General features: G+C 33.5%; 20 protein-coding genes and 1 pseudogene. 2 read left to right on the top strand and 19 right to left on the bottom strand.

All coding sequences use genetic code 11. The features are described from left to right. Position 1 precedes the first annotated feature (1 nt). The 6 genes from CLOST_RS00820 to CLOST_RS00795 all read right to left on the bottom strand — a co-directional run bounded on the left by CLOST_RS00820 (position 2) and on the right by CLOST_RS00795 (position 7,537). The gene (locus CLOST_RS00820; RefSeq protein WP_013360353.1) at positions 2-1,582 is read right to left on the bottom strand and encodes a response regulator; all 1,581 of its coding nucleotides are present in this window, start codon (positions 1,580-1,582) and stop codon (positions 2-4) included. Between the two features lie 111 nt (positions 1,583-1,693). Next, positions 1,694-2,560 carry a radical SAM protein gene (locus tag CLOST_RS00815; RefSeq protein ID WP_013360352.1) on the bottom strand — a complete coding sequence of 289 codons (867 nt, stop codon included), beginning with the start codon at positions 2,558-2,560 and terminating at the stop codon, positions 1,694-1,696. A gap of 14 nt (positions 2,561-2,574) precedes the next feature. Then, complete coding sequence (locus tag CLOST_RS00810; RefSeq protein WP_013360351.1) at positions 2,575-2,892, bottom strand: YbjQ family protein; 318 nt, start codon at positions 2,890-2,892, stop codon at positions 2,575-2,577. Continuing rightward, positions 2,873-3,103 (bottom strand): hypothetical protein, encoded by a 231-nt coding sequence (locus tag CLOST_RS00805; protein WP_013360350.1) that lies wholly within the window; start codon positions 3,101-3,103, stop codon positions 2,873-2,875. Before CLOST_RS00805 ends, CLOST_RS00810 begins: the two co-directional genes overlap by 20 nt. A gap of 1 nt (position 3,104) precedes the next feature. Further along, positions 3,105-5,171 (bottom strand): sensor domain-containing diguanylate cyclase, encoded by a 2,067-nt coding sequence (locus CLOST_RS13345; RefSeq protein ID WP_013360349.1) that lies wholly within the window; start codon positions 5,169-5,171, stop codon positions 3,105-3,107. Between the two features lie 38 nt (positions 5,172-5,209). Beyond that, on the bottom strand, positions 5,210-7,537 hold the full coding sequence (locus CLOST_RS00795) for a bifunctional diguanylate cyclase/phosphodiesterase (protein ID WP_013360348.1): 2,328 nt from the start codon (positions 7,535-7,537) through the stop codon (positions 5,210-5,212). 388 nt (positions 7,538-7,925) lie between these two features. On the opposite strand from CLOST_RS00795, the gene mgtE reads away from it, so the two are divergent. Then, positions 7,926-9,260 carry a magnesium transporter gene (mgtE, locus tag CLOST_RS00790; protein WP_013360347.1) on the top strand — a complete coding sequence of 445 codons (1,335 nt, stop codon included), beginning with the start codon at positions 7,926-7,928 and terminating at the stop codon, positions 9,258-9,260. Between the two features lie 64 nt (positions 9,261-9,324). On the opposite strand, the gene CLOST_RS00785 is transcribed toward mgtE, so the two are convergent. The 9 genes and pseudogenes from CLOST_RS00785 to CLOST_RS00745 form a co-directional block, all read right to left on the bottom strand. Further along, positions 9,325-11,859 carry an HD domain-containing phosphohydrolase gene (locus tag CLOST_RS00785; RefSeq protein WP_013360346.1) on the bottom strand — a complete coding sequence of 845 codons (2,535 nt, stop codon included), beginning with the start codon at positions 11,857-11,859 and terminating at the stop codon, positions 9,325-9,327. Between the two features lie 416 nt (positions 11,860-12,275). Continuing rightward, positions 12,276-12,950, bottom strand: coding sequence for a Crp/Fnr family transcriptional regulator (locus CLOST_RS00780; RefSeq protein ID WP_013360344.1), 675 nt, complete (start codon positions 12,948-12,950; stop codon positions 12,276-12,278). Positions 12,951-13,069: 119 nt separating this feature from the next. Continuing rightward, on the bottom strand, positions 13,070-13,711 hold the full coding sequence (gene pcp, locus CLOST_RS00775; protein WP_013360343.1) for a pyroglutamyl-peptidase I: 642 nt from the start codon (positions 13,709-13,711) through the stop codon (positions 13,070-13,072). A gap of 23 nt (positions 13,712-13,734) precedes the next feature. Continuing rightward, positions 13,735-14,649 (bottom strand): DUF979 domain-containing protein, encoded by a 915-nt coding sequence (locus CLOST_RS00770; protein ID WP_013360342.1) that lies wholly within the window; start codon positions 14,647-14,649, stop codon positions 13,735-13,737. A 2-nt stretch (positions 14,650-14,651) separates the two neighbouring features. Further along, a pseudogene (locus CLOST_RS00765) lies at positions 14,652-15,340 on the bottom strand (DUF969 domain-containing protein). A 236-nt stretch (positions 15,341-15,576) separates the two neighbouring features. Then, positions 15,577-15,798 (bottom strand): DUF1653 domain-containing protein, encoded by a 222-nt coding sequence (locus tag CLOST_RS00760; RefSeq protein WP_422665476.1) that lies wholly within the window; start codon positions 15,796-15,798, stop codon positions 15,577-15,579. 48 nt (positions 15,799-15,846) lie between these two features. Next, a complete protein-coding gene (locus CLOST_RS00755) occupies positions 15,847-16,410 on the bottom strand; it encodes a pyridoxamine 5'-phosphate oxidase family protein (protein WP_013360338.1) in 564 nt (187 codons plus the stop codon). A gap of 123 nt (positions 16,411-16,533) precedes the next feature. Then, positions 16,534-17,232 carry a pirin family protein gene (locus CLOST_RS00750; protein ID WP_013360337.1) on the bottom strand — a complete coding sequence of 233 codons (699 nt, stop codon included), beginning with the start codon at positions 17,230-17,232 and terminating at the stop codon, positions 16,534-16,536. 50 nt (positions 17,233-17,282) lie between these two features. Beyond that, positions 17,283-17,882, bottom strand: coding sequence for a nitroreductase family protein (locus CLOST_RS00745; RefSeq protein ID WP_013360336.1), 600 nt, complete (start codon positions 17,880-17,882; stop codon positions 17,283-17,285). Between the two features lie 170 nt (positions 17,883-18,052). Between CLOST_RS00745 and CLOST_RS00740 the strand changes: the two genes are divergently transcribed. Beyond that, a complete protein-coding gene (locus CLOST_RS00740) occupies positions 18,053-18,379 on the top strand; it encodes a winged helix-turn-helix transcriptional regulator (RefSeq protein ID WP_013360335.1) in 327 nt (108 codons plus the stop codon). An 874-nt stretch (positions 18,380-19,253) separates the two neighbouring features. On the opposite strand, the gene CLOST_RS00735 is transcribed toward CLOST_RS00740, so the two are convergent. The 4 genes from CLOST_RS00735 to dnaX all read right to left on the bottom strand — a co-directional run bounded on the left by CLOST_RS00735 (position 19,254) and on the right by dnaX (position 23,132). Further along, complete coding sequence (locus CLOST_RS00735; RefSeq protein ID WP_013360334.1) at positions 19,254-20,096, bottom strand: DUF3800 domain-containing protein; 843 nt, start codon at positions 20,094-20,096, stop codon at positions 19,254-19,256. A 369-nt stretch (positions 20,097-20,465) separates the two neighbouring features. Next, entirely contained in the window at positions 20,466-21,068 is a 603-nt protein-coding gene (gene recR, locus CLOST_RS00730; protein ID WP_013360333.1) for a recombination mediator RecR, read from the bottom strand. 12 nt (positions 21,069-21,080) lie between these two features. After that, entirely contained in the window at positions 21,081-21,428 is a 348-nt protein-coding gene (locus CLOST_RS00725) for a YbaB/EbfC family nucleoid-associated protein (protein ID WP_013360332.1), read from the bottom strand. Between the two features lie 45 nt (positions 21,429-21,473). Then, positions 21,474-23,132, bottom strand: coding sequence for a DNA polymerase III subunit gamma/tau (gene dnaX, locus CLOST_RS00720; RefSeq protein WP_013360331.1), 1,659 nt, complete (start codon positions 23,130-23,132; stop codon positions 21,474-21,476). Positions 23,133-23,275 lie beyond the last annotated feature (143 nt).

The raw sequence follows: 23,275 nt of genomic DNA, 5'->3' as shown, positions 1-23,275 counted from the left end.
TCTAATCATTGTGGGAATAGATGATATCTTTCACTTCATCTATTCCCTCTAAAAACATATTCAGCAAGATAGGATCAAAATGCTTTCCACTTTCATTTCTCATAATATCCACTACCTCATTAATAGGATAGCTTTCCTTATAACATCTCTTACTCACAAGAGCATCAAACACATCAATAATAGCCATCATCCTAGCATAAAGAGGTATGTTTGTCTTTGATAAGCCCCTTGGATATCCGCTTCCATCGTATTTTTCATGGTGGCAGTATGCAATCTGAGCCGCCTTTTCAAAATGAGGGTGGTTGTTTTGGCGAAGGATATCATATCCAATAGTTGTATGATTTTTTATTATTTCAAACTCATCAGCAGAAAGCCTCGCAGGTTTTTTTAGTATCGAATCTGGAATTCCTATCTTGCCTATATCATGAAGGACACTTGATATTGCTAGGGTTTCACATTCTTTTTTATCCAATCCATATCTGGATGCAAGAAACTTCATCAGCAAGGATACTCGCTTTACGTGATTCGAGGTTTCATTCGAGTGTCTTTCTATAGTTTCACTAAGAGTAAATATTATATCCTTTTGGCTCTTTATTAATAAATCTCCCAGCTGATAATTTTCCAAAGCAAAAACATAGTTATTGATAAGAAGCTGAATAAGAGCTTCATCAAAATTTTCTTTTTTGGATTCTATATATACAAAGGTTCTGCTATTTTGAACTCCTTTATTAAAAAATATAAAGCCCTTTTCAGTAAAAACAATATTTTTATTTGAATGCTTACAGTTGCTTATTTTAGCAAATATATCCTGAAGCTCTATATTTTCTTCTATGCTAGTATTTTTATATGATTTATACTTCCCACTAGCAGATATTATCTTGAATTCATTCGCACAAGAAGCCACTATAAATCCATTATTACTGATTCGCTTTTCAATTATACTTTTATCAAAATCATAGTTATATTTTTGAAATAACTTAATATGCTGAAATATAGAATCTAAGAACTCATCAAAGCTATTTTTTTGAAATAGCTCTCCACTTATTTTGACCATTTCCTCCAAGGATTTTTTAGTCGTCTCAATTTGAATCAAATCTCTATAGGACCTAAGGCAAGAATACATCATAGTGTATAGCTTTTGCCTTGTCATTTCAGTTTTTAGCTTATAGTCATTGATATCATAATCTCTTATCAAGCTTTCCTCTGGTGCATATCCAGGCTGACCCGTTCGAAGCACTATTCTAGTAAATTTATTTTTTTGTACCTGTCTTATATGCTCCACTACTTTTATGCCAGAATTCATTTCTTCCATTACCACATCTAATAAAAGTACAGCTGTATCTTCATGAGCATTTATAGCCCTTATAGTTTCCTTGCCAGAAAAAGTATGAATGAGCTGAAGTGGTGAATTTTCAAAATCGAAGTCTTGAAATAGCATGTCTGTAAGTGTATGGACATCCTTATCATCATCGGCAACTATAATCTTATAAAAAGTATTGCTCGAGAGCATTTTCTTTGAACCAGAATCTACTGCCAAAAAATCTAAATCAAACTTACTATCCTCGAAATTAAAATTGTACATCTTCATCTCACCCCTTGTGCTTTTACATTTTTTGTTAATTTATATATTGTGAATATTTACCCAAAAAAAATCATCCTAATTAATAAGGATGATTTATACTTGAATTTTTTCTTACAGACCTCTTAAATACTCGGGTTTAAAATCGTCTTCCTTTAGAGCAGTATCTATTTCATTTAAAAGTCTTTGTTTATCTGCGCCTAGTGTCCCTGCAAGAGCTACGTAATTAGAGGCATGGTTAGCTCTGAATATACAGCTTTCAAGATTAGTATTTTGTATAAATAATCTAAGCTCTAAAAGAACTGCTCTAGGCTCAAGAAGTAAAAATTCTCCGCTTTGATAATCTTCATAAAGCTTTGTGCCTTCCTCTAGCATAAGAGTAAGAAAGGATGCATATTCTGGCTGCATTTCATTTACTAGCTTCGCACACCCTATTGCATGAGCTGCCGAGCCTCTAGGTCCGCCTAGTCCTGATATCATAGTGACAGAAAGAATAAGCCCAGCTTCTTTAGCTTTCTTTCCTGCTTCTAGCATGTCCGCGCTGGCTACTCCTTTATCTATCTTTTGCAAGATAGTATCATCGCCTGACTCTATCCCCATGTATAGCATTAGCAGTCCTTTTTCTTTTAATAGAGCTAGGTCTTCACTGCTCTTTCTCATTATGTCCTGTGGAGTCGCATATGCACTTATCCTCTCACGCTCAGGGAAAAGCTCATTTATTTTGTCCAAAATAGCAATAAGCTTATCAGTAGGAAGTACCAGAGCATCTCCATCTGCCAAAAACACTCTTTTTACTTTAGGATAAACTGCTCTAGCAGACTTTAAATCCTCAAATACTTCTTCTAGCTCTCTTATTCTAAACTGCTTGTCTTTATACATACTGCAAAATGTACATCTATTGTGAGCACATCCTATAGTCACCTGCACGATTAAGCTCCTCGCCTCACTAGGTGGTCTATATACCGTTCCTTCATATCTCATTTATTATCCCCTTACTATTTATTGATGAATTTTACTGCGGTTCCATAGGCTATGACCTCTGCAGCTCCTTGCATAACTGCACTTGATGCATATCTAATATTAACAACAGCATCAGCCCCCAGATTATATGCTTCTTCTACCATTCTCTTTGTTGCTATAGCTCTAGCTTCATTCATCATTTCAGTATATGAATCCAGCTCTCCACCAACCAAAGTCTTTAAGCTGTTCATTATGTCACTTCCCACATGCTTAGACCTAATAGTAGAGCCCTTTACAAGTGAAAGCATTTCTAGTTCCTTGCCAGTTATATAATCAGTATTTACTAATATCATCGTCCTCTTCCTCCTTAATTTCTCTTAGCCTTCTAAATAAAGCTATAACCATAGCAAACATAACTCCTATGGATATCGCTCCTATAGACAGCATAAATAGCTTTATTCCAAGTGGTTCAGAAAGGCTCATCCCCTTTAGCGTCATTACTGCATACACAAATAAATATACGCAAACTACTATCGTTATAACTATAGGTATTATTCTTTTCAAGCTACTCATCTCCTTTAATACCCATTTCAATCATAGCTACATCACAAATTTTCTTTGTTCTAAGCTTATCCTCAAGTGTCATTGAATGCTTATTTTCTATGGCATTTCTAAAATCTATTATAGTATTTTTCTTAAAAATTGCACTTTCTGTTATTTTATTACTGTACATATTGCTGTCTGAATCAGTGATTATACTGCTTATCTTCTCCTCTGGCTTATATTTTGTAGCATAGCCAAAGGATATGGAAAGTGAGATTCCTTCAACCTTTTTATCCTCTAGACTTGCTCTTATCCTCTCTATCAAAAGTCCAGCAGCCTCAGCACCAGTTTGAGGAAGAACTATTCCAAATTCATCTCCACCTATTCTAGAGAAAATATCATTTGTTCTTAGCTCTTTTTTTATACTGCTCGCAGCAAGCTTTATTAGCTTGTCACCAGTTGCGTGACCTTTTAAATCGTTGGCAAGCTTAAGTCCATTTATATCAGCATATATTATGGTAAGTGGAAGATTCTCCTCTTTATCTAGCTCAATTATCTGTTCATCAAAATATCTTCTGTTGTATATGCCCGTAAGTGGATCATGATAACTCATATATTCTATTTTTTCTTGTTTTTTCTTCTTAACAGTATAATCTCTAAACACTATAACCATACCCGTTATTTTGGATTTCGAATCCTTAATAGGAGAAATGCTGTACTCTATGGGAATCTCAGCTCCACTTTGAGTTCTCATTTTCGCATAGTATTCCTTATTGTAATATTGATTTTCGCCCCATGATTTAGGAAGCCCTACAGCCACCTTGCAGTTATCAGTTTCACTATATATGTCGAAAATCTCTTCTATTTTTCTGCCGACAATCCTATCTTCCAATCTATTTATATGTGCCTTTGCTACAGGATTTACAAACTCGACTATCCCTTTTCTATCCGTTGCTATTACTCCATCTGCAACTGAAAATAGTATGGTTTTCAGCTTTTCTTCCTTGTCCTTAACAGCAATGCTTGCTAGCTTTTCAATGTTTTGGGCTATCTCAACTATCTCATGATTTGAATGATAATATTTGAGCTTTTCTAGATTCTCTCCATTTGATATCTTTCTTATTCTGTTTCCTAGCACTATAAGCGGCCTTCCAAGTCTAGTATTTAGAACTCTACTTTGAAAAGCTCCCAAAATCAATGCAATAATAATGCTGATTACAGCTAGAATAAATATGGTCTGATATAGAGGAAGCAGTACCTCGTGCTTGTTTACTATGGTAACTAAATACCATTCGCTGTCTCCTAAAGCGCTGTAAAAAGCCCATGACGGTTCTCCGCCCTCATCAAAGTTGATTTCTCCACTAAGCGACGGCACTTCAGCTCCAAAATATGAAAAAGTTTTTTGAATCATATTTTGATTAGGGTGAACTAAGATTTTCCCATATCCATCTATAATAAAGCTATATTGGCTTTTGTATAGATTTTTTTCATTTATAATATTGCTCATATTTTCAACTGTTCTATCAATAGAAAGCACGCCTACAAACTCTCCGTCCATACCATACAGCGGAGTACTCGAAGAAACAAGCCACTGCTTAGTACTTGCATCTTGATAAGCTCTTCCTAGAACTACTTTATTTTCTTTTATATCCGTTGCATGTTTGTACCAAGGTCTCTCTCTAGGGTCAAACTCTGGTGGCGATGTCCAGTTATCTATGATTATCCTGCCATTTTCGTAGCCAGAGTAAATGTACATTATATTCTTATCTGAATTATAGTAATCTCTATAAAGTGAGCGTACCTTTGAAACTAAAGCTTCGTCATCACTTAAGCCAGCAGTTCTTACATCTGGATTGTTTGAAAGCACCTGAAGTGTATTTGATATGGCTCTGCTTTGATTTTTAGCTATCATAGCCATATGGTAGTTTGAATCGTGAAGTGCTTGCTTTGCATGATTTACTTGCATGTAATAAATGCTCGTGCAAAGTATGCCACCAAACAAAAGTAAGGTAACCAGTGAAAAAACAACGCCAAGATAAAAAACCTCTTGCTTTATAGAAAGCTTTCTTTTACCTAAATTCTTAATCACTGGGCTCCCCCTCCCATTGATGATTTTTTACACAAAACTTAGGGTAATTTTTTAAGCATTTGCTCTAATACAGATGCCTTCTGAGGTTTACTGATGTAATACCCCTGAATTTTATCGCAGCCCATAATTTTAAGTTTTTCCATATGCTCTAGTGTCTCTACTCCTTCAGCTGTTATTGCAACGTCCATAGCCTTTGCCATATTTATTATTGTATCTATGATAGTCATCGCATTACTATCCTCTAGCATATCTCTTACAAAGCTCTTGTCTATTTTCAAGGTATCAATAGGAAATTTTGTAAAGTAAGAAAGTGAAGAATAACCCGTTCCAAAATCGTCTATTGAAATCTTTACTCCTAGTCTTTTTAATTTTAACATAGTTGCTAGCTTTTCATTTACATTTTCCATAGCCGTAGTTTCTGTTATCTCAAGCTCTAAATACTCAGGAGCTAAATTAGAAAGCTCTAGAGCGATTTTTACCTTGTCCACAAAGTCGGGCTTTTCTAGCTGGTGAACTGATATATTTACAGAAATAGCAGTAAGTCCAAGTCCTTCGTCCTGCCAAGATTTATTTTGCCTACAAGCTTCCTTTAGAATCCAAAATCCTATATCCTCTATATAGCCTTTTCTCTCAGCAAATTCAATAACTACAGGTATAGGAAGTCTGCCATAGCTTTCATTATCCCATCTAAGAAGTGCCTCATTTGATATTATTTCGCTTGTTGTTATATCTACTATAGGCTGATAAACAAGGTAAAGCTCCTCTTTTTCAAGAGCCTTTGAAATTGCATCATCTAGCTCTTCCTCTTCTTTAATCATCCTGCTGATGGCTTCATTGTAGAATTCATATCCGTTTCCACCAGAATTTTTTACCTTTAGCTTTGCCATAGTAGCTTCGTGAATTACCTCATCGTAGCTGCCTTTTTCCATAGACATTATGCTTGTTCCTATACTAGTTTTAAGTCTAAATCTGTGCTGATTCATATCTATAGGAAGACCACATAGCTGCCAGAGCTTGATTATCCTGTTTTCTAAGCTTTCATAATCTGCTTCCCATAAAAATACTATTATCTCGTCGCCAAAATATCTTGCCACCATCTCAGAAGGCATCTTAAAATTGAGTATTCTCTTCGAAAGAGTTTCAAGTACTTTATTTCCAGTTTGATATCCACTTATACTGTTTATGCGTTTAAAATCATCTATTGATATTATTGAAATAGAAGCTATTCCATACTCTCCGATCAAGCCTTCCATTTTGTATGGAAGCTCTAGCATAAAGCTGTTAAAATTATACAGTCCAGTAACTGGGTCTCTATATGTGAGATTTTTTATATGAGAGAGCATGGCATTAAAGCTTTTTCCCGCTTCACCTAGCTCATTATTAATTTTTTCATCAGCCTTTACATTTAAATCTCCATTTGCCGCACGTTCAAAAACCTTCTTAAGATTTTCGATAGGCTTTGATAATGTTCTAGCATAAAGATAAAGAATAAAAGCAACAATAATAAAATATATAAGAGTCATACGTTTGAAAAATGCTATTATTGTGCTTATTTCACTAAAGGCTTCTTCATATGGTATGGATACGATAAATGTCCAGCCAGGAGAGCCTTTTATATTTGAAAATGAAGCCATAAATTTATGTCCCTCTGGACAAGTGTAAATCATCGTTCCCTTTTCATCCTTAATAACTTTATCTATATCCTCTTGATTTGGAATTAAATGAGTTGCTTTAGTATGTATGCTAATATCCCTAGAAGGGTGGGCAACTATATTTCCATTGTCATCTAAAATCCACGAAAATCCGCTTTTTCCTACGTCTATACCACCTACTACTTCATCCAAAAAAGCCGTAGAAAAAACTGCATTAATAAGCCCTATCTTTATACCATCTCTTTTTACTACATGAGATACTGTTATGATTGGGATATTTTCCTCTGCATACGGACTTATAAAAGGATCCGAAATCCAGTAATCCTTATCTCCCAAAATAATTTCCTTAAACTGCTCCTGCTCAGAAATATCTAGCTCTACACCTTTGGTGTTCATTCCTTTTCCTTCTATATCAGAAAAGCTCATGTTTCTATATTTGTCCCCAAGATTTACGCTTATTAGAAAGTCCATAATTTCATCTTTATTCATATCTTGCACTACATTTGACTGGCTTAGCATCTTAACTTGCTCTAGTGCTCCACTAAGCTCCTTGCTTATTTGGTCTGAGCGCGCAGTAGCTATCTCCAGATACTGAGCCTCAACATAAGGGTTCAGTTTCTCAAGTTGTTTGGTGCTAAAATAAGCTAGGCTTGAAAAAATCAAGACTGCTACTAGTACCAGATATATGAGTATTTGGGATTTAATTGACTTCATGAGTTTTCTCCTAAATCTTAGGTTAAAGTGTATTTACCATTTATTATAACTCATTAATAGTACTTTATGTCTAAAATTATACTATTTTTTACAAAAAAAGGCACCTTTTATAAGGTACCTGAAATAACTATATTCATTATTACATTTTTTTCGCTTCATCTTTTAGAATCTCTGTAGTTGAGCTTATAGGACTGAGGTGTTTTAGCAAATTAGGTTCGAATATTTATTCAAATCATTTCTTGTTTCTTTATACATCCAAAACTTTTTATCGTATATTTGCAAAATCTTCCTTCTCATTTATAATCTAAATTGCTAGACATACGCTTTGTAAAGCTTTAAAATAAAGGAAAATCAAGTAATAAATGCAAAACAGAAAGTGGGTGGTATTGTGGAGGATAAAAATCAAATACTGGAGTTCATCTTAGAAAGTCCATTTGAAACTATATTGGAACAAATAGACGAGATACATCCCGTAGATTTTCTAGAAGCATTAGGAGAATTTGACGATGATCCGCTCATAATACTAGAAAAGCTTCCAGACGAATATGTAGCCTTACTGCTAGATTATGCAGAGGACGATGAAAAATTCAATTTGCTTTCTCTATTTTCTAAAAATAGGCAAGCTCAGATTATATCTGAAATGTCTTCAGATGAGCTAGTCGACTTACTTGGAACCCTAGATGAAGATGAGCAAAATGAAATAATCACCAATATGAACACTGAGGAGGTAGAAGAAGTAAAAACCCTTCTATCCTATGACCCCGAGTCTGCCGGCGGTATCATGGCTACAGAGTTCATATCCATAAAAGAAACAGATACTGTAAATGAAACTATAAACTACCTTAGAACTATGGCTCCCGATTCAGAAACTCCATATTATATTTATGTAGTAGATGACCTAGATGTACTAAAAGGGGTAGTGCCTCTAAGACAAATCATAGTATCTACTCCAGACACTCTCATAAAAGATATTATGATAGAAAACATCATAAGCGCTCCTGTAGATATGGATCAGGAAGAAGTCAGCCATATATTTGAAAAATACGGCTTTATGGCTATTCCTGTAGTAGACCATAATGGAGAAATCCTAGGTATAATAACAGTCGATGACGTAATGGAAATAATGAAAGAAGAGTATACAGAGGATATGTTCAGACTTGCTGGACTAGATGAAGAGGAAAAAGTAGCTGGTACTGTCATAGGAGCTATCAAATCTCGTCTCCCATGGCTTTTAGTAAACCTCGTAACAGCTACCTTAGCTGCTAAAACAGTAAGCCTTTTCGAAAATACAATCGCTCAGATAGTAGCTCTTGCCACCTTCATGCCTATGGTTGCAGGTATGGGAGGAAACGCAGGCTCTCAGACACTTACATTAATCATAAGAGGTATTGCCATAGGAGAAATAAGCTATGAAAATCAAGCTGGTATACTCAAAAAAGAAATAGCTATAGGGATCATAAATGGACTTTGCCTTGGACTAGTAGTTGGGGTGCTAGGATATTTCTGGGTAGGCAGTCTTGCCTTTGGCTTTGTAATCGGAACTGCAATGCTACTTAACCTCATAGTAGCTACTATATCTGGATACCTAGTTCCAATCCTGCTAAAAAAAGTAGGCATAGACCCTGCTCTAGCCTCTGCTGTGTTTGTAACTACTGTAACTGATGTTCTAGGATTTTTCTTTTTCCTAGGACTTGCAACAGTAATGCTTCAGTACCTGATATAAAAAAAAGCCATAAGAACTAGAAATCAAACAATACATTTCTAATTCTTATGGCTTTTACTATTTATTAGCTTTTATCAAATATTTTTAAAAAAGCAGTCACTACTTCTGGATCAAATTGTATATTTGAATTTTTCTTTATTTCTTCGATAGCCATTTCTTGACTTAGAGACTTCCTGTATGGTCTTTGAGCTATCATAGCTTCAAAAGCATCTGCTACTGCTATTATCCTAGCTATCAGAGATATCTGTGTTCCTTTTATACCCTTTGGATATCCCTTTCCATCAAACCTCTCATGATGTTCGAGGACGCACTGAGCAAGCGATGAATATTCATCAACAGACTTTAAAATATGATATCCGCTTTCAGGATGTCTTTTTATCTCGTCATACTCTTCTTCTGTTAATTTGCCCGGCTTATTTAAAATATCTTCTTTAATCGCTATCTTACCTATATCATGAAGTAGTCCAGCTAGCTCTATCTCCTTTACTTTCTGAACACTTAATCCCATGGATACACCTATTTCTTTTGCCAACTTTGCAACCTCTACAGAGTGCCTTTTTTCTCTCTCGTTCTTCTCACTTAGGGTCTGCATGATTATGTTTACAGTTTGATTTCTCATACTTTGACTTTCAACTATTTTCTTTCTGAACATGTGATTCTCAGCTTTTATAAGAGTATCTCGTATAGATTGGCTTACATCAGTCCTAACTTGCCATCCAGCTGATATTGATATAACTATATTTTCTAACTTTTCAGCACTTACTAGCTCATATAGTTTATCAACGAGATATTCTGCTTCATTCTCATCAGTATTTGGAAACACCATTAAAAACTCATCTCCACCTACTCTGCATGCAAAGCCTCCTTTGGAATCACACGATATTAGATTTTTAGCTACTTTTTTTAATAATTCATCTCCAATATGGTGTCCAAAAGCATCATTTGTAAGCTTTAGTCCATTGACATCAACCATCATAATAGCAAGAGGCAAAAACTCTCTTCCACTTAGCTTTTCAATTTGCTCCTCATAGTACCTTCTATTATAGAGCCCCGTTAATTGATCCTTGTATGTTAGCTTTAGAATATATTCTTGTTCTTGCTTTTCTGAAGTAATATCTCTTGAAATAGCTAGCACTTCATTGTCATTGCTTTTTACCATTCTTGATTCATAAGTTCTCTCTGAACCATCTATATTAATATTATATTCAAATTTTTGCGGTTGCCCTGTTTCTATAGTTTTAGCAATACTCATTATAGCTTTTTCAGAAATATCAGGAGGCATAACCTCACTTATATTTTTTCCTATAAACAAATCTTTGCTTAAAACAAGTCCAGCTTCATCATTTGTTTGGCAATCAATAAAAACTCCTTTTGAATCATACATGAATATTATATCTGGTAGTACATTTATTATGGCAGCATTTCTCTTTTGGCTTTCTTCAAGTAATAGCTTGCTTTCAAGTAAATCATTTTGATTTTGCTCTATTTCTTCTTGATATGCCTTTAACTGATTCATAGCTGCAATTAATTCTTCATTAGATGATTCTAATTCATCTTTACTTTCTAATAAATCTCTAAAATAAACCTCGGTCTGAGCAAGCCTTGCATTTACTGTTTTTCTGATATTTTCAAAAGGGTCACGTTTTAGCTCTTCCAGTCTATAATTTATATTATCTGTGATAGATATCTGTTTTATGTCATTTTCTAACGTATATGCAGGCTTTATGATAATTTTATTTTGAATAAGGAACATTATAAGAAGTAAGCCTACTAGAAATATAACTGAGATAATTAAGATATTTTTCCACTGCTTATCATAATAATTTTCACTTCCTATAGAATTAAACACTCCTACATATAAATTCGTTCCATCAATATGAGATATAGAAACATAACCCTTTTCATTATTTAGAGTAGCTTCTGCTACAGAAGTTCCTATGCTTGATATATTGCTTGATATTTTTAAAGAAGTATCTTCGAGAATTGGTTTCCCATCATCTTGTGTTCTAGACTTAGCAATAAGTTCAAACTCTTCATTTAGTATAAAGAACTCCCCATAAGAGTCATCTTGAACTGAAATCAGATCTACAATTGAATCCAATGATAAATCAGCACCTAAAACTCCTATAACTTGACCGTTATTACTATACACAGGTTTTGCAATAGTAATGATATACTTCTCACTGGTCGCATTTAAAAATACATCTGTAATAACTAATTTGCCGTGATTTATTGCTTTTACATACCACGGTCTAGTTCTTAAATCAAAATCCTCTGGAGGAATCCATCCACTTCCATTTACAAGTAAATTATCTGTTGAACCAAAATATATCGATTCAATATTACTATTTTTATTCAGCATTGCCTTCATGTAATCCAGCAATTCATCATAATCTAGCTGACGTTTCGACTCCATATATGTACTTAAATTATTGATTATTTCTGACTTTTTTTCTAATTGTGAGCTAATACTGGTTTTATAGTATTCGTTTTCTATAGTAAGATTTTTTTCTACCTCCTCAAGCAAGCGTGTATCAAAAGTCTTAAATAGACTAAATATTAATCCTATCGCAATAAGAGCCGCTATAATAGTATACAAGTATAGCTTTATAATAAACTTTTTTATGATATATCATCTCCTTTTCTAAAATTTTAATATACATTTGAAATATATATAGTATTCTAGTTTTATAATTTTATTCTCAAATCGTATCTTTTTTTCAAGTTATTTTTTCATTATAACTTTATATATTATTCACAAGCAAGGAAAATAAAACTTTATACTCAAATAAGCAACAAAAAAAATAGTACTTTATGCCAGTACTATTTAATACTACAAAACTATATCGAGGGTTCGAATCCCCCTCTCTCCGCCACTTTATATTATATTTATAATTCCCAGCATCATAAACCCTATCGTGTTAATAGCAAGATTTGCAAAAATATGAACTATCCAAGAAGCTAAAAAACTCTCATACTTTTCTGCTAGATAATTAAAAATATATCCTACAATCATTAATCTTCATCTTGCAAATAATTTTCAAGGTTTTTCAGATTATCTATACTTATCTCTTTATTTTTTACCGTTATAAGCTTCCTCTTCTTAAGTTCATTCAAATCATTAGTAACTGTAATCCTAGAGCAACCTATAAGTTCAGCTAGTTCTTGATGAGTAAATATCCTGTTTAGAACAGTTTTGTCATCCTTTTTAGTTGAATCTTGGTAACTGAGCCTTAGCAAAGTATCTGCCAATCTTTTTATAGATTTATTAAAAACCATACTTTTCATCTGAAATAAAGTTATTCTATACTTTCTAACCATACTGTGAATAAAAAATTCGTAGTTTTTAGGACTTTCCCTCAAAGCCTGTTCTAGTGCTTTCTTATTTATTATTGCCACTTCAGATGCTTCCACTGCTTTTACAATAAGCTCGCATTTACTTTGAGTAAAATAATCCATTTCACCAAATATTTCTCCTCTTTTGAGGAAAAACAGTGACTTTTCTAACCCTTGAGGACTATAAAGTGTTTGTTTCACTGTTCCTTCTAAAACAATTCCAACAAACTCATATCCTTCTATATCAATTAGTTCTTTTTTCTTATATTTCTTTATATTTCCAGAAGATGCTAGATTTACAAAAAACTGTTTCATCTCTTCCTGCTTTTTCTCTTCAAATAATAGGTCATACATTTGCTTCACCTCTACCAAAACTTATACAATCATTTACATAAAATTTATGCTAAATCAATTATATCATAGAGGCAAATTAAAAGAGCCTTCGCTAATTTATAGCAAAAGACTCTTTATTATTAGCAGATTGCTCCACCTGATTTTTTAATATCTTCATTATTTATTACAGCTGCTTTTATGGCTGCTTCTAGCGCTTTAGTTATATGCTCAACTGGCATATACGGCTGATTCTTTTTATCCAAGACCTGCTCATTTATAAATGGAACATGGATAAATCCGCCTCTCATATTTTTATAGGTTTTATTGATATGATATAAAACTCCATACATAATATGATTACATACAAAAGTTCCTGCAGAATTTGAAATCGATGATGGTATACCTTGGCCTTTTATTTCTTCTACCATGGCTTTGATTGGAAGATTCGAAAAATAAGCATTTTCTCCATCTTCAAATACTGGAATATCTATGGGTTGATTGCCTTCGTTATCTTCTATCCTAGCATCATCTACATTTATGGCTACTCTTTCAACTGTCATATCATATCTTCCACCTGCTTGTCCTATGCATAAAACAATATCCGGCTTTTCTAATTCCATAGCTTCTTTTACTTTTTCTATAGATTTATTAAATACTGTTGGAATCTCAAGCTTTATTATCTTTGCTCCCTCTATTATATCTTTTATACCTTTTACAGCCTCCCAAGCCGGATTAATTTTTTCTCCTCCAAAAGGATCAAAACCTGTAATTAATACTTTCACTAAATTCCCTCCTTAAGTTATATCTAAAATGCCCAAAAATACATAAGTGCTATATGGGTTAAAAGCATTGCTATTGCAAATGGAATCTGACTTATAATTACTCTTTTTTCATTCTTAGTTTCCAAAATTGCAGCTGGAACAACATTAAAATTAGCTGCCATAGGTGTCATAAGAGTTCCACAATATCCTGCAGTCAAAGCTAAAGTTCCTACTATTGCAGGATTTGCTCCTTGTGAATATACAAAAGGAATTCCTATACCCGCTGTAATAACTGCAAATGCAGCAAATGCATTTCCCATTATCATTGTAAATATTGCCATGCCTAGACAGTAAGCTATTACTCCAAGCAATATATTCCCTTGAGGTATAACGCTAGATATCCCTGTAGATATAACCTCTCCTACACCAGCTACAGCAAAAAGTGCTCCTAGAGCTGCAAGAAGCTGAGGCAGAATACTCGATGAACCAATCTGCTGCAATAATCTGCTTCCATCATATGAAATATAGCTTGGATTTGCTTTAGTCATAGCTAACGTCATTATAATTGAAATTACAGTACCAATACCTAGACCTACTAGTCCTCCAAGTGTTGTAAACTGAGCTATTAAGAAAGCAAATACTGCCATACTAAGCGCAGGAAGGAAAATTTTATTTCCAATACGTTCTGACTCTCTTTGTCTAAACTCATCTGGTGCATTTTCCTGATTTCCAATAGCTACTTGTTTGAAGGCTGTAAGTCCTCCCATAGCTAATATCATGATTCCAACTATTTCAGCTGGAATATATTTTCCTATCATAAATGTAAGTCCCAACAATATCCAAAACATAGCTGTCCCTATTTTTTTAGGATGATTAGCATCCTTAAATGCCATATAGGCTGCTGAAAATGCTACAAGTCCAGAAAGTATATAAAAAATCTCTAATAGTATATCTACCATTTCTACGCCCCCTTGTCCACTTTCTTATTTGTTAAAGCTCTTTTTTGAATTCTTTTATCAAGCATATGATTTTGAACTACTGAATATACAAATGCTATTATAGCTATAGGTATTGATGCCTTGGCTACACCCAGTGGCTCTACCTCCACACCTAGTTCTTTTAAAGTACCTACGATAAGCAGGACTCCACCACTAGCAATAAATACATTTTTCCAAAAAAGTTCCCTATATTTTCTGCCGCAGCAGAATAACCTTTGATTTCTTCTAAATCTTCTTCGCTAATTTCTCCATGATTAGACTCTGCTGCTCCTTGCGCCATAGGAAGCACTAAAGGTCTGATAAACTGCACATGTCCTCCTAATCTTAACGATAAGGCAGCTGCTATTTCTCTAATAAATGTATAAGTAGTGATAACCTTGCCGGCTGATACAGTCTTCATACTTTTTATCAAATCCGACGCTCTTTCTCTAAGCCCATATCGTTCTAGTATTCCTATAACTGGAAGTGTAATTAAAAATAATGACATATAACGGTTTGTAATAAAAGCTTCTCCTAGAACTGAAAGGATTTCTGGAAATGATAACCCTCCAACTAATCCCGTAGCTATTCCAGCAATAAGCACTACAGCTATCGTGTCTAGCTTCAGTGCAAAACCAATAACAATAATTAAAACACCTATAAGTTTAATCACCTATATCCCTCCTATCATTTTTTAATAATTATAGATTCAATATATAAAATTTTCTGTAAAATAGACTACATTTTATATATATAAAATTATTTTTTGCAAAAAAATAACCCAAACTTGGGCTATTTTAGATATTTACCATTATTTTATTATAAAATTATTTATTCCTATATTCATAGATTTGCCATCTAAAGTTCCCACAACTATGAGTTGCTAACATTAACTAACATTTTCTATGTTTATATCTCTTCAAATCTATTCACCATCTGCCCATTTACTTCCACCTGCTCTAGAAACATATCAAGCGGTCTAACCCATACTCCCATTTCGCCATAAAGAGCCTGATAAATTACTAGCTCTTCTAAGGTTTCTGAATGCTTTGCTATATGCATTACTAGATATTCTTTGCCCTTAAAATGTCTGTATTTCTTGCCAATCTTTAGTGTCCTCAAATATTCCACTCCTTTAATGGTTATTCACGCTATACTAATATATACCAAATTTTATATTTATTCCATTCTTCCAAATTTCATTTCTATCCCTTTGGAATCATACTTTTTTCTCTTGCCTGTAATGCTTTCTATTGTTATTTTGTAGACGTTTGTTCTTCCTAATCCTACTTTTATTGCAATATCAAAATATGCCATTTTATCTGGGGTATATTTTTGACATATGAGCTTCATTGCATGAATTTTTTCAGCCTCATTTTCTAATTTTTCTACTGTCCCTGAAGCTATAGCTGATTCAAATTCTGTAGTAAATACGCTACTTATAAAAGTTACGGCTTTTGATTCATCTATTGCCAGCTCATCTAGTTGAGCTTTAGTATAGTTATCTGGTACATTTACTTCACCTACAAAGGCTATACTGACTTTTTGATTATGGACTAGGGCATGAACTTTTCTACCATCCATAGCTGAATGAAAGTATAAATTTTTATCGTCTCTTACTATCGATAGAGGAAGACCATAAGGCATATTGTCACCATCTATCATAGATACTATGCCATATCTAGATTTATCTATTATTCCCAGTGCAAATTCTTCACTCATTTCTCTATCTTTTCTTCGCATGAGATACCTCCTAATTGGATTTATATATATCTTACACCATTATTTATAATAATCAAAATACCCCAGAAAATAGAATTCTTACTCTATCCTCCAGGGTATTATAAACTTCATTTATTAAATTTTTTATGCTTTTTTCATCTCTATTACTAGCAGATGGATGTTTTCCAGAGCTTTTATTTTTAGATTTTCCTCTACTACTTCCATTGCATCTCTTTCGCTTAGATTTATATCATTTACCTCTGAGCTTCCTTCTATTTGAACTATATAGGCTTGTCTATCGCTGCCCATTAAAAATTCAGTTTCCTTGTCCTTATCTAGCTCTATTACATAAAAGTTTGCATCTTGATTTATTTGTATAGGGGCTTCCCCGTTTTTGGCTGATACCATGTGAAACCACTTGTTTTTTCTGTCCTTCTCATCTATTTTGAAATCTCCATAGTTAGGTTTATGGTCCTTTTTATCTGGAAATATCCATATCTGAAGTAATCTTAGAACATCTTTTCCTAGATTGTGTTCGCTGTGATATATTCCTGTTCCTGCGCTCATATACTGAACATGACCTCTTGATATAGTATTTCTGTTCCCCATATTGTCTTCGTGAGTAAGCTCTCCATCTAGCACATAGGTGATTATCTCCATATCTCTATGAGGGTGCATGTCAAATCCAGTGTCTGAAGATACTAGGTCATCATTTACTACTCTTAGAACTCCAAAATTTATGTTATTTGGATTATGATAGTTTGCAAATGAAAAGTGAAAAAGGCTTTTGAGCCAAGGCGACTCACTAGAGCCCATATTTTTATGATATATTTTCCTTAGCATGGTAATATCCCCTTTCTAAAAATTTGAAACTTTCATATATAAGCTACCGATTATAAATAGGTTTTTACTCTCTCTTCTAGTGGCATGAACTCTTTCTCTCCTGCTCCTGAGACTGGCTTTCCAAATGGCATCTGAGCTACTAGCTTCCAGCCTGAAGGTATGTTCCACTCTTTTGCTACATCCTCTTCTATTAGTTCATTGTAGTGCTGTAGTGACGCTCCTAAGCCTTCTACTGCAAGAGCTGTCCATATTACATACTGAAGCATTCCACTTGATTGCTGTGACCATACTGGGAAGTTATCTTTATATAGCGAAAACTGCTCTTGTAAATTTTTAACAACGTTTTGATCTTCAAAGAAAAGTACGCTCGCATAGCCATTTCTAAATGAGTCGATTTTTTCTTTTGTAGGTGCAAAATTTTCTTCTGGCACTATTTTCTTAAGTGATGCTTCTGTGATATCCCATAGCTTGTTGTGATTTTCCCCAAATAGTACTACGACTCTAGCACTTTGAGAGTTAAAAGCCGATGGTGTATGAAGTACTGCCTCATTTATAACCTCTTGGATTCTTTCATTTGATACCCCAGATTCTTTACTTATAGCGTAAATTGATCTTCTTTCTTTTAATGCTTCATAAAAATTTTTTGACATTTTCATTTCCTCCTTAGAATTTTCATTTTATATTTTCTTATTATTATTTCGTTTAAAAAGTATTCGTTTGTCTTATCCTGTTGCTTATGCTATAATTATATATCATATTTACTTTTATGTAAGTATGCACTTTTTAGTAAGGTACTACCCAAAAGGAGAGTTATGGAATTATGGAAACTAAAACAGATATGAAATATAACTGCCCCATCCAATATACTTTGGACTTAATCGGGGGAAAATGGAAGCTTGTCATCCTATGGCATCTAGCTAGCGAAGGCATCATGAGATACAGCGAGTTAAGAAGAAGCTTAAAAGGCATCACTCACAAAATGCTAAGCCAGCAATTAAAGGAGCTCGAATCAGATGGGTTCATTCACAGAGAGGAATACCCTCAGGTTCCCCCAAAGGTAGAGTATTCTCTTACTGATTTTGGAAAATCAATACTTCCTGTTCTAAAAGGCATGAGCGAGTGGGGAACTTTAAATATGAACAAGTAAATCTAATTTATTAGCATGAATCCGACTTATTGAATTATCTGAGGTATAAAAAATGATTTATTTTAAGTACAAAAAAAGCAGAAGGTATATTGGAACACATCCAATTTATCTCTTGCTTTTTTTGAATTGTAAATTCAAATTGAACAAACACAAAATCCAATATCTTTTTGAAACTGGAATATAATTAATTATCAATATAATAACCACCTACAAACTGTAGAATTCTCTAATTACATATCAATATTCGTACAGAATAAAAAATAACCTATTTTGAAAGAAATAGAGTTAAAGTTATAAACTCATTAGGCTAATAACCTTAAGATATAGCTACAATGATTATTAAATTTCTAAATACTCTGTGTAATGAGCTTAAAATATGTAGTGTTATCAATCATAATATTTTTCTATGTCTAATTAGGCATCTATAAAAAGAACAGGATAATTATAGCAACAAATAAAAACTGTTTATATGTAAAGAATTCAATGATATATGTATAATCTCTTTGTATGGAAATAATCATCGATTTTATTCAAGCTTAGGTTCATACAAAATAAACCGAAGCTTTGCTGGTGGTAACGTGCTAGTATTTTCAAATCTTGACAATGTGAATATACATCTCTTTTGTAAAATTATATTTTGGCCATTCTTATTCACTGGGTTAAATGAGGACGAATTAATATTACGAAGTTCCTATAAAATTAATGTTTTATTAATAATCATTATAATCATGAAGTAATAGTTAAATTTATTATTGCAATCTAAGAGATGTTTATTTGACATTTTATATCATATATAATAAACTCATATTGAAAGAATAAAAGATTCTTTCTGGGGCTTACATTGCGTAGGCGACCGTCTTAATGACGGTTTTTTTTATGGAAAAACTTTCAATCCATATCCACTATAATTAGGATAACCGTATATTTTTTTCTCCAAAATTTCAAAAGGTTTATCCTTAGTATTAAATTTTATATGTTTATGTATAGGGTATGAGTAAAGGTCTGCGCATTCTAATCCAAAGTATGATAATTGCTCTTGGTGTTTTTTGCACCACTTAGGGTTAAAATATACTCCTTTAATCTTCTTAAAGTAGCTGTCATTTACACATCTAGTACCTTTATCAATAACTTCTTTAATGTGATTTAATACAAATCTATCTTCCCCCGCACCTCTTGCTTCTAAGACAATAACCCCATATTCATTAGGTTTTAAGTAATATTTAACAAACCTTTCCAGTACAAAATCTAAACATAAATTGTATGGATGTAAAGGGGTTATATACTTTTTACAATGTTCTTCTTTGTCTATTGTGGATGAAAATATTGTTGCCGGTAGATTTTCCATAAATCCAGAAAGATCACATATGAAATTATTATAATCTATTACTTTATCACTAAAAGGCCCTTTTCTTCCCCTTACTTCATTCGAATGAAAACATACTCTTTTAATTTTTATATTATTATAATTAAACTTGCCCTCATCCCAATATTTATCTTTAAGCGAAATAATATTTTCTCTTACTTCTAGGAAATTTTTTTTATTTATTACGCATCCTGTAATAGTAAATATCTTTTCATTAATATCAATTTTGCTACCTTTTTTAATTTTCTTTTGAATATTTTTTAGAGATGACTCACCATTTTCATCAATAAACATAATTACATCAGTGTGTTTCGGCCATTTTTCTATATATGTAGGTCTATTTCTCCATCCCAATACCAATCCCTCCTCCATAATGTACTTATTTTACCATAACATAGTACTAAGTTTAAACTTATCAACTACCAATTTTCATAGATATATATTATGTATTCCTCAACAAAATCTTATCTCTTTTTATTACAAGACTTCATAATTATTTTATAGCTACAAAATCTATAACACTGTCTTGAAATACTTAAAACTATCAATTATTATAAAAAATATACTAAAAAATTAAATCAATGAGAATAATAGCTTAACTTCAATAGAATTAGAAGATGAATAAGATAAACTGAAATAAAAAGCAGGAGATTTATTGGTTTTTTCCAACTTATCTCCTGCTTTTTTGAAGAACTTTATTTTGCTTAAACAAAAATTTTTTGATTAAAAAATCTCTCGTCTTCCTTCTAACGCTTTTGTTATAGTCACTTCATCTGCGTATTCTATGTCAGCTCCTACTGGGAGTCCATGTGCTATACGAGTAACTTTTATGTTAAATGGCTTTATAAGTCTAGCTATATACATAGCTGTAGCTTCGCCCTCTATGGTAGGATTCGTTGCTAGTATTACTTCTTTTAGCTCTGGGTTTGCCATTCTTCCTACTAGTTCCTTTATTTTTAGCATATCTGGAGTAATAGAGTCCATAGGTGATATGGTGCCGTGAAGCACGTGATATTTTCCATGAAATTCTTTTGTTCTCTCCATTGCGGCTACGTCTCTTGGATCTTCAACCACACAAATGATATCAGAGGTACGATTAGGAGAATCACAGATACTGCAAGGATTTTTGTCTGCTATGTTACAGCAGGTAGAGCAGTAGGTTATGTTGTTTTTTGCTTCTACTATAGCATGAGCCAGTGCTTTTACTTGGTCTTTGTCCATATTTATAACGTGAAAAGCTAGTCTTTGCGCTGTTTTTCTACCTACCCCAGGCAGCTTTGCAAATTCCTCAATCAGTCTGCTGATGGGTCCTGAGTAATAATCCACTATATCACCTGCTTAAAACATGCCAGGCAGATTAAGTCCTGATGTTACTTTTGACATGCCACTGCTCATCATTTCTTCTGCTGAGCGAAGAGCTTCGTTTACCGCTGAAAGCACTAGGTCTTCTAGCATTTCTACATCGTCAGGATCAACTACCTCTTGCTTTATTGTTATTGATACAATTTCTTTTTTACCATTGGCTTTTACTGTTACAGCTCCGCCACCAGCAGATGCCTCTACCTCTTTTTCAGATAGCTCGGCTTGGATTTTTTCCATGTCCTTTTGCATCTTTTGTACTTGTTTCATCATATTATTCATATTTCCTGGCATTGCTCCGCCTGGAAATCCGCCTTTTCTAGCCAAATTAATTCCTCCTTTAAGCTTTTTATTCTATTTATTATATCATATTTAGTCTTCTCTTTCTCGTATTTCTAAAGGTACATCTGGAAATGCTTGCTTGATTTCCTCTATTATGTTTTTTTCTTCATCTATCTCGTCTTTTTTTATATTTCCCATTTCTCTTTTGAATATAAATGCTACTTTTAAAGGCTTATCAAATACTTTAGTAAGAGCTTGGGATATATGGTCAGCATTTATTTGAGTTTCGATAGTCTGTTTATGAAAAGCAAAATTATCGTCGTAGCCTATGTATATGCAGTCATTTACGTAGCGTACAGGTTCTCCCTCCATGAGTAGTGCCTTTAGGTGGACATTTTTCTGCTTTCTTAAGACCTCGTGTACCTGTGTCATTCTCGCTTTTACTTCCTCGAGCTTTTGTTTTTCGCTGTCGTCTATATTTGCCTGTAGTCTTACATCGTCAATATAGGGCATAGCCGCCTTGGCTTTTTTTTCTTCCTGATACTGGATTACTTTTTCTTTAGGCTTTTGAACGCCTTTTTCTAGGTTGCTGATTTTAAGCTCAAGCTCATCTATTTTTCTACTTAGCTCCTCTATCTGGGGAAGAGTTGCCGCTTCACTGCTACTTGATATCATCTGTGTTAGCTTTGTAAGCCTTATAAAGCAAGCTTCTATTAGGATTTTAGGTTTTGTAGCGTACTTTATTTTTACTTCTAAATCAGACAGGGTTTCTATTAGATTTATTATAAAATCCATATCTACTAGAGCTGCACTTTCTTCCAAAGCTTCAATTTCGTCGCCTGAGTGGCTAAGAAGCTGACTAGCTCCTGATTTACATACCATCATATCTCTAGTATATGATATGAAGTCTCTTGTAAATACTTTTAGGTCTTTACCTTGAGCTTCTATTTTTTGAAGGTTTTCAAGTAAGGTTACTGTAGTTTTTTCTTTTATGCCTTTTACAAATCCATGAAACTCTCTGTAATCTAGCTCTCCTATTACATGAACTACATTTTGATATGTCAGCTCTTTGTATGCAATAGCTTGGTCTAAAAGGCTAAGAGCATCTCTCATTCCGCCATCGCTTTTTTGGGCTATGAGCTCTATAGCTTCTTCTTCGTAGGTCAGACCTAGTTCATCTAGGATTTTTATCATTCTTGCTATTATTTGATTTTTGTCTATTTTTTTGAAGTCAAATCTCTGGCATCTTGAAAGTACAGTTGCTGGAATTTTTTGAGGCTCTGTGGTTGCAAGTATGAATATTACGTGAGAAGGAGGCTCTTCTAGAGTTTTGAGTAGAGCATTAAATGCCCCTTGAGAGAGCATATGCACCTCATCTATTATGTAGACCTTGTATTTTCCATATGAAGGAGTGTAAACTACATTTTCTCTTAGCTCTCTTATGTTGTCTACGCTGTTGTTTGAGGCTGCATCTATTTCGATTATGTCCATATCACCTTGCACGCAGACGCTACATTTGTGGCAAGGCTCCTGATTTACTGGGTCTATGCAATTTACTGCTTTTGCAAATACTTTTGCTGTAGAGGTTTTTCCAGTTCCTCTTCCTCCACTAAATAAATAAGCATGAGAAACAGAGCCTTCACTTATTTGATTTTTGAGGATGCTGATTATTTGTTCCTGTCCTACTATATCTATAAAGCTAGTAGGTCTATATATTCTATATAAAGCTTTATGCATGTTTTTTTCCATGATTTTTGCTTTTCAGTCCCTTCAGTACACTAATTGAAAGTATTCCTAAATCTATATTAGCTTACTTAAATATTATATCAGATTTACAGCTTGATTTATTGATTTTGTATATAAAAATAGACCGTATGAGGATTCATACAGTC

The organism is Acetoanaerobium sticklandii (genome assembly GCF_000196455.1).
GTDB classification, from domain to species: domain Bacteria; phylum Bacillota; class Clostridia; order Peptostreptococcales; family Filifactoraceae; genus Acetoanaerobium; species Acetoanaerobium sticklandii.
Note: the sequence above shows the minus strand (reverse complement) of the source record. Positions and strands in the feature narration are given on the sequence as shown.

Excerpts from the sequence above, each read along its gene's own strand:
- CLOST_RS00820 (WP_013360353.1), bottom strand. The coding sequence starts at position 1,582 with ATGTACAATTTTAATTTCGAGGATAGTAAGTTTGATTTAGATTTTTTG.
- CLOST_RS00815 (WP_013360352.1), bottom strand. The coding sequence starts at position 2,560 with ATGAGATATGAAGGAACGGTATATAGACCACCTAGTGAGGCGAGGAGC.
- CLOST_RS00810 (WP_013360351.1), bottom strand. The coding sequence starts at position 2,892 with ATGATATTAGTAAATACTGATTATATAACTGGCAAGGAACTAGAAATG.
- CLOST_RS00795 (WP_013360348.1), bottom strand. The coding sequence starts at position 7,537 with ATGAAGTCAATTAAATCCCAAATACTCATATATCTGGTACTAGTAGCA.
- CLOST_RS00780 (WP_013360344.1), bottom strand. The coding sequence starts at position 12,950 with ATGTATGACCTATTATTTGAAGAGAAAAAGCAGGAAGAGATGAAACAG.
- CLOST_RS00770 (WP_013360342.1), bottom strand. The coding sequence starts at position 14,649 with ATGGTAGATATACTATTAGAGATTTTTTATATACTTTCTGGACTTGTA.
- CLOST_RS00755 (WP_013360338.1), bottom strand. The coding sequence starts at position 16,410 with ATGCGAAGAAAAGATAGAGAAATGAGTGAAGAATTTGCACTGGGAATA.
- CLOST_RS00750 (WP_013360337.1), bottom strand. The coding sequence starts at position 17,232 with ATGCTAAGGAAAATATATCATAAAAATATGGGCTCTAGTGAGTCGCCT.
- CLOST_RS00745 (WP_013360336.1), bottom strand. The coding sequence starts at position 17,882 with ATGTCAAAAAATTTTTATGAAGCATTAAAAGAAAGAAGATCAATTTAC.
- CLOST_RS00740 (WP_013360335.1), top strand. The coding sequence starts at position 18,053 with ATGGAAACTAAAACAGATATGAAATATAACTGCCCCATCCAATATACT.
- dnaX (WP_013360331.1), bottom strand. The coding sequence starts at position 23,132 with ATGGAAAAAAACATGCATAAAGCTTTATATAGAATATATAGACCTACT.